We start from the raw sequence: 5,853 nt of genomic DNA, 5'->3' as shown, positions 1-5,853 counted from the left end.
GCTTGTTTTGCTTAAGGCTGTCTCCGCCAGCTCGATGGACTTCTTGAGGGGCAGGGTGGGCATTTGGGCGTAGGCCGAAGAGACCATGGCTGCTTGAGATGATGAGGGCGATGTTTATTGAGACTAACCCGATTCCGGTTAAAACCGCTCTAAGCATCATGCATCCCGATATTTTCGGGAAAAATCCGGTTTTCCGGTCGCCGATGTGCCAAATGGATGGGGAAAATCGGGAAAAACTTGAAAAAATCATCCTGGATTTTAAAAAAATGTAAAAAGGCATCCTTTTAAAAACAAAACGCCCGGTCACCCGAGCGTTTTTTTATTTGAAAGATGGGAAAATCCCCCATACCCCCTTTATCCCGCCGACGCTAAAGCTATGGCGGGCAGGCAAGGGGAAAAATAAAACTTTACGTTATGTGATATGCGTTATGCGTTATGTGATATGCGTTATGCGACGTCAATCCACTTCTCCCATTCTCTGCAGCTTTAACAATTCGGCGTATAAACCGCCTTTCATGTTAGCTAACTCATAGTGGCTGCCTTCTTCCGTCACTTTTCCGTTTTCCAAAACAATAATTTTATCCGCCTTTTTTATCGTGCTCAAGCGATGGGCGATTATTATTACAGTCCGGCCTTGTTTAATTTTCTCCATCGCTTCCTGAATTAATTTCTCGCTCCGGCTGTCCAGATTAGAAGTCGCTTCGTCAAAAATTAAAATCCGCGGATTAGCCAAAATTGCCCGGGCAATGCCGATTCTCTGCCTTTGTCCGCCGGAAAGTTTTATGCCCCTTTCCCCGGCTAGGGTTTCATACCCGAAGGATAACTGATTGATAAATTCCTCGGCATTGGCGATTTTGGCCACGGCCCTAACTTCGGCCAAAGACGCTTTGGGGTTAGAATAAGCGATATTATCGCGTACGCTCATATTAAAAATTTCTGTTTCCTGCGGGACAATGGCGATAAATTTCCTAAAACCGTACAAATCATAATCTTTTAAATTTTTATCGTCCAGCAAAACCATCCCGGCTTGCGGATCATAATGCCTGTAAATCATACGGGCAACCGTTGTTTTGCCGCCGCCCGAAGGGCCGACCAAAGCGGTAACGCAGCCGGCGCTTATTTTAAGATTAACTTTATCCAAAGCTTTATTCCTATCTCCTTTGTAGCTGAAACTGACATCCTTGAATTTAATCTCTCCCGTTATATTTCCGGGCTTAATCCCGTCTTCTTGGTTTACTATCTCCGTTTTTTCCCTGGTTAAATTTATAAACCGATTTACGGCTATCGCCCCCTCTTCTACCCGGTCATAAAAACGGGAAAGGCGGTAAAGCGAAAAATAAGACTTTTCCGAAAGGGTGATTACAAAAACTAAAGTGCCGATGCTTACCTTGGCTTCCCAGACAAGATAGGCGCCCAATAATAACATGGTAATCCGGCCCAAATCAATCACGAAATTGCGGGCCAAGCCAAAATTAAGAAGCTTAAACCACTCTTTAAGTTCGTTGATTTTTATCTTTTCCCTTATGGAACCGAACTCTTTTATTTCCCTTTTTTCCTGGACAAAGGATTTCACGGTATTTATATTGATAATTGACTGCCCCATTTTCCCAGAAGCGATTTCATAATTTTTATGCCTTTGCCGCCGGACCGGCTGCAAATCTTTATTTACTTTATAGGTTATGGCGATAAACAAAGGCGAGAAAATAAGAAAAGCCAAGCCGAAGCGCCAGTCAACGATAAACAAAACTATCAGGGTCACAATCAGCTGGGTAAGCGTCGGCACAACTTCCCAGGACATATTGCCCAAAAGCTCAATAATCTTCTGCACGCCGTGCTCAATCTTTATTATTTTATTCCCCGTATTTTCCCTCTCATGATAACTCAAATCCAAAAAAACCAATTTCTTTTGGGCATTAACGGGAAGATAATATTCAATGTCAATCAGCAATTTGAAAACTATCCTGTCCTTGAAATAATGAAGCAGGGAATTTATTTGCTCGGATAAAAACATCAGTCCGATAAGCCAAACAATAAATATAATCTCTTCAAGTTTAAAATTAACCAGCTTATCAATAATTATTTTTAGAATATACGGCCCGATTAAACGGGATGATTCAAAAAGCACTATTAAAACAGCTAGAATTTTAATCCGCTTCTGGGAAGGGCTAAGCAACTCCCACAACCTTAACCAAAAACCCTTATCTTTTATTGCGTCTTTTTTTTCTGTTTTCATAAATAAAATAACAAATAAAAACGGGACATTTTAATGTCCTCTCTGTAATAATATACGTAAAATCAGGTAAAATGTTTCTTTCCACTAAAAATCCTAAAGATCCCAAGAATCCCAAGAGTCTCAAAAATCTTACCTATTTCACCAAGTTCTCCCCGATCCGAAAAACGTCCCCAGCTCCCATTAAAATAATAATATCCCCCCTTTCCGCCTTTCCTCGTAGATATTCTTCACACTCATCAAGGGCGGGAATATAAATAATATTCGTGTGTTTTCGTGTTTTTGTGTTTTCGTGTTTTATTGCGTCCACCAAATCTTTACTGCTTACCCCGCCTTGTTTCTCCCTCGCCGACCCGTAAATATCCAAAACTATCACCTCGTCCGCCTGGGAAAAACTCTTGGCAAAATCATCAAATAACGCTTTTGTGCGGGTAAAAGTATGGGGATGGAAAACAACTATTATTTTTTTATCAGGATAAATCTGCCTGGCTCCTTCCATAGTCGCTTTTATTTCCGTAGGATGATGGGCATAATCGTCAATAACGGTTGCTCCCCTAAATTCTCCCAGAACCTGCATGCGCCTATTCGTCCCGGAAAACTCTTCTAAATAAGTTCTGATTAGATTTAAAGGGACGTCCAGCTCAATACTTGCGGCAATCACGGCTAAAGCGTTAGAAACATTGTGTTTGCCCGGGAGCTGGATTGAAAAATCCCCCAATAAGTCGTCCCTAGCTCCATCGGTTTCTTCGTCATCCAAGCCGAACTTAACCTTAAAAAATTGCCTGCCAGCTTCCGGTTTAATATCATAAGCAACGTAATCAGCCGCTTCGTTTATCCCATAACTTATAACTTTAGCTCGGCAATTGACATTAACGGTCTTGCGGATTACCGGGTCGTCAAAATTAGCGACAAGAAAACCCTTGGTTGGGAGTTTTTCAATAAATTTTATAAAAACGTCTTCGTAATCCCCTCTCGTTGGGAAGAAATCCGGGTGGTCATAATCAATATTGGTAAGAATTGCCGCCCGGGGTTGGAAATATTTAAACTTATTTTGGTACTCGTCAATCTCGGCCACTAAATAATCTGATTTCCCTACCAAACTGGAGCCGTTAAATTGGGGAACCCGCGAACCGACTAAAACGTTCGGATTAAGGCCGGCTTGGGAAAGCGCAAAACCGAGCCAGGCTGTGGTTGTGGTTTTTCCGTGCGAACCGATTACGGCTATGCCAAAATGGGAATTAAAAAATTCGGCCAAGCCCTCGGCATAAGTCAGAGTCCTGGTTTTGCCAGAGAGCGCCTTGGCCACTTCCGGATTATTTTCCTTATTATAGGCTGTGGAATAAATAATTAAATCAGCATTGTTAGGAACATTATTTTCGGAAAAACCTTCTATTACTTTTATGCCAGCGCTTTTTAAAACTTCATCCGTCATAAATTTTTCTTTTGTGTCCGAGCCAGAAACCGAAAAGCCCTTGCCAGCCAAAAACTGCGCCAGCATAGTCATGCCCACGCCCTTGATGCCGATCATGTAGATAGTTTTTATTTGGGATAAATCCATACTATTCACGTAACGCATAACATGAAACGCATAACGCTCATATATTATAAATATCTTTAATCGCAAGAATAGCCATTATTAAAGTAAGAATAGCAATAAAGATAGTCAGAACAATTATCCAATTAGTTTGCCTGCTAGTTTCTTTGTTTAATTTAACTAATTCTTGTGTCGCATTCGCTGTTTTTTGTATTGCTTGTGATGTTTTAGGGTCAACCCCTTCTGTCCTAGACATATATTTAAATTATGAGAGAGTAAAATTTCATCCGACTATTCATTCCACGTTACGCGTTATGAGTTCCACGATTTTCGCCCCGCCCCTTGTCATCCTCGGGCTTGACCCGAGGATCCAGGGTTTGGCGACACGAACATCTTATTTTGCCATAAGTTTAACAAATCAAACTTCCGACTATTTAACCCTGGATTCTCTCCTCGTTTTCACGGGAACTAAAGGCTGCGGGAATGACAGATTGGTGTTAATGCGTTATGCGTTACGCGTTATGCGTTATGCGTTATGCGTTACGCGTTATGCGTTACGCGTTATGCGTTATGCGTTACGCGTTATGCGACACGCATTCTTTCTTATAGTTGAAAGGTGTGGTAAAATAAAAACAGTAAATAATCAACACTCTTTAGTTAAAATATGTCCGAAAAAAAGAAAATAAAAACTTCACACAAATCCTACCGCCTGCTTGTATTCTGGGTCGGCATTATCGCCACAATTGCCTACCGCGTCATTGTCATCTTGAATTTCTACTCGGCGCTCTGGGTGGAAATTGCCTGGTATATCGGCACGATCGGCTTTATCTGGTACTTTGCCCACCGCTACCGCATAGAGCGCAAACGAAAAAAATTAATTATAGAGCGAAAACTCATCTATAAATTATACCACAACAAACCGCTTAACAAAGGCGATCGCAACGTATTGATTTATATTGCCAAGAGCCTGCGATCAAGCAAAGCCCAGTGGAATTATATCGCCATCTTTGCGTTCTCTCTCCTGGCTCTGCTCTACGCTTTATACGTTAATATAACAAAATTCCTCTTATAAAGACAGATAGACTGCCGGCATTCCGCCGGCGGTTTTTTTATTTCCAGAAGGGACTGTCGCCGAAGTAGCTTCGGCTACGAAGGCCGAGTCGGTGGGACAAGCGCGTTATGCGTTGCGCGTTACCAGTTCCACGATTTTCGCAATCGCTTCACTAGCCCCTTTTTTCATAACCCCGGCCGCATTGCCGCCTAACTTACGACGTAAAACTTCATCTTTTAATAATTCTCTTATCTTATTGATAAAATCTTCTGGTGTCAATTTCTTTTGGTCTAAAACTACAGCAGCTTTATTTTTAGAAAAAATCCGGGCATTATCTTCCTGATGCGAATCCGGAATCGGAATGATTATAGCCGGCTTAGCCAAACACGAAATTTCCGTTAAAAAACCTAGACCAGCTCGTGAAACAACCAAATCCGCCGCCTGCATAATTTCCATCACCTTATCATGCTCAAGAAAATCATATGAAACATAATTCCTAATTCCTAATTCATTATTCATTATTCTCTTTCCTTTCCCTGTTATATGAACAACCTGACAGAACTTTGTTAATTCCTCCAAGCTTTCCCAAACCAATTTATTAATTTCCATCGCCCCCGTCCCCCCTCCGACTATCAATACAATAGGCAAATTTTTTTTAGAATTAGAAGCGTTATGCGTTATGCGTTCCACGTTATGGGAAGGATTACCGGTCCAGACCGCCTTCTTGCCGTAATCTTTCAAAGACTCCTCAAAAGTTACGGTAATAACGCGGGCAAACGGAGCCATTAATTTATTAGCCAGTCCCGACCTTGCGTCCTGCTGATGGACCAGAACCGGCGCGCGCAAAATCCACCCGACCCAAACTACCGGCACGCTTACAAAACTGCCGGCCGTTACCACTAGATCCGGCCGCCATTTTAGAATTATAAAAAAAGATTTAAAAAAACCGACAATGATTTTGAATGGATCTAAAAAATTTTTAAAAGAAAAATATCTTCTTAGCTTCCCGCTCGGAATGGCTATAAATTCAATGCCGTC

At 41.7% G+C, this 5,853-nt stretch carries 6 protein-coding genes; 2 read left to right on the top strand and 4 right to left on the bottom strand.

All coding sequences use genetic code 11. The features are described 5' to 3' along the window. The first annotated feature begins 98 nt into the window (after positions 1-98). Complete coding sequence (locus PHQ42_05045; GenBank protein MDD5072068.1) at positions 99-272, top strand: hypothetical protein; 174 nt, start codon at positions 99-101, stop codon at positions 270-272. A 185-nt stretch (positions 273-457) separates the two neighbouring features. On the opposite strand, the gene PHQ42_05040 is transcribed toward PHQ42_05045, so the two are convergent. From PHQ42_05040 to PHQ42_05030, 3 genes are all read right to left on the bottom strand, one after another. Further along, positions 458-2,233 carry an ABC transporter ATP-binding protein gene (locus PHQ42_05040; protein MDD5072067.1) on the bottom strand — a complete coding sequence of 592 codons (1,776 nt, stop codon included), beginning with the start codon at positions 2,231-2,233 and terminating at the stop codon, positions 458-460. A 133-nt stretch (positions 2,234-2,366) separates the two neighbouring features. Continuing rightward, on the bottom strand, positions 2,367-3,788 hold the full coding sequence (murC, locus tag PHQ42_05035) for a UDP-N-acetylmuramate--L-alanine ligase (protein MDD5072066.1): 1,422 nt from the start codon (positions 3,786-3,788) through the stop codon (positions 2,367-2,369). 37 nt (positions 3,789-3,825) lie between these two features. After that, positions 3,826-4,020, bottom strand: a complete 195-nt coding sequence (locus PHQ42_05030) for a hypothetical protein (GenBank protein ID MDD5072065.1) — start codon at positions 4,018-4,020, stop codon at positions 3,826-3,828. 408 nt (positions 4,021-4,428) lie between these two features. On the opposite strand from PHQ42_05030, the gene PHQ42_05025 reads away from it, so the two are divergent. Next, positions 4,429-4,836: a hypothetical protein gene (locus tag PHQ42_05025; protein ID MDD5072064.1), complete on the top strand. Its 408-nt coding sequence runs from the start codon at positions 4,429-4,431 to the stop codon at positions 4,834-4,836. Between the two features lie 105 nt (positions 4,837-4,941). Here the strand turns inward: PHQ42_05025 and PHQ42_05020 are convergent. Further along, on the bottom strand, positions 4,942-5,853 hold a 912-nt coding region (locus tag PHQ42_05020), incomplete at its 5' end, for a UDP-N-acetylglucosamine--N-acetylmuramyl-(pentapeptide) pyrophosphoryl-undecaprenol N-acetylglucosamine transferase (GenBank protein ID MDD5072063.1).

It is taken from the genome of Patescibacteria group bacterium (assembly GCA_028711655.1).
Classification (GTDB): domain Bacteria; phylum Patescibacteriota; class Patescibacteriia; order Patescibacteriales; family JAQTRU01; genus JAQTRU01.
This window is presented reverse-complemented; position numbering and strand designations above follow the sequence as displayed.

Excerpts from the sequence above, each read along its gene's own strand:
- PHQ42_05025 (MDD5072064.1), top strand. The coding sequence starts at position 4,429 with ATGTCCGAAAAAAAGAAAATAAAAACTTCACACAAATCCTACCGCCTG.
- PHQ42_05030 (MDD5072065.1), bottom strand. The coding sequence starts at position 4,020 with ATGTCTAGGACAGAAGGGGTTGACCCTAAAACATCACAAGCAATACAA.
- PHQ42_05045 (MDD5072068.1), top strand. The coding sequence starts at position 99 with ATGATGAGGGCGATGTTTATTGAGACTAACCCGATTCCGGTTAAAACC.
- murC (MDD5072066.1), bottom strand. The coding sequence starts at position 3,788 with ATGGATTTATCCCAAATAAAAACTATCTACATGATCGGCATCAAGGGC.
- PHQ42_05040 (MDD5072067.1), bottom strand. The coding sequence starts at position 2,233 with ATGAAAACAGAAAAAAAAGACGCAATAAAAGATAAGGGTTTTTGGTTA.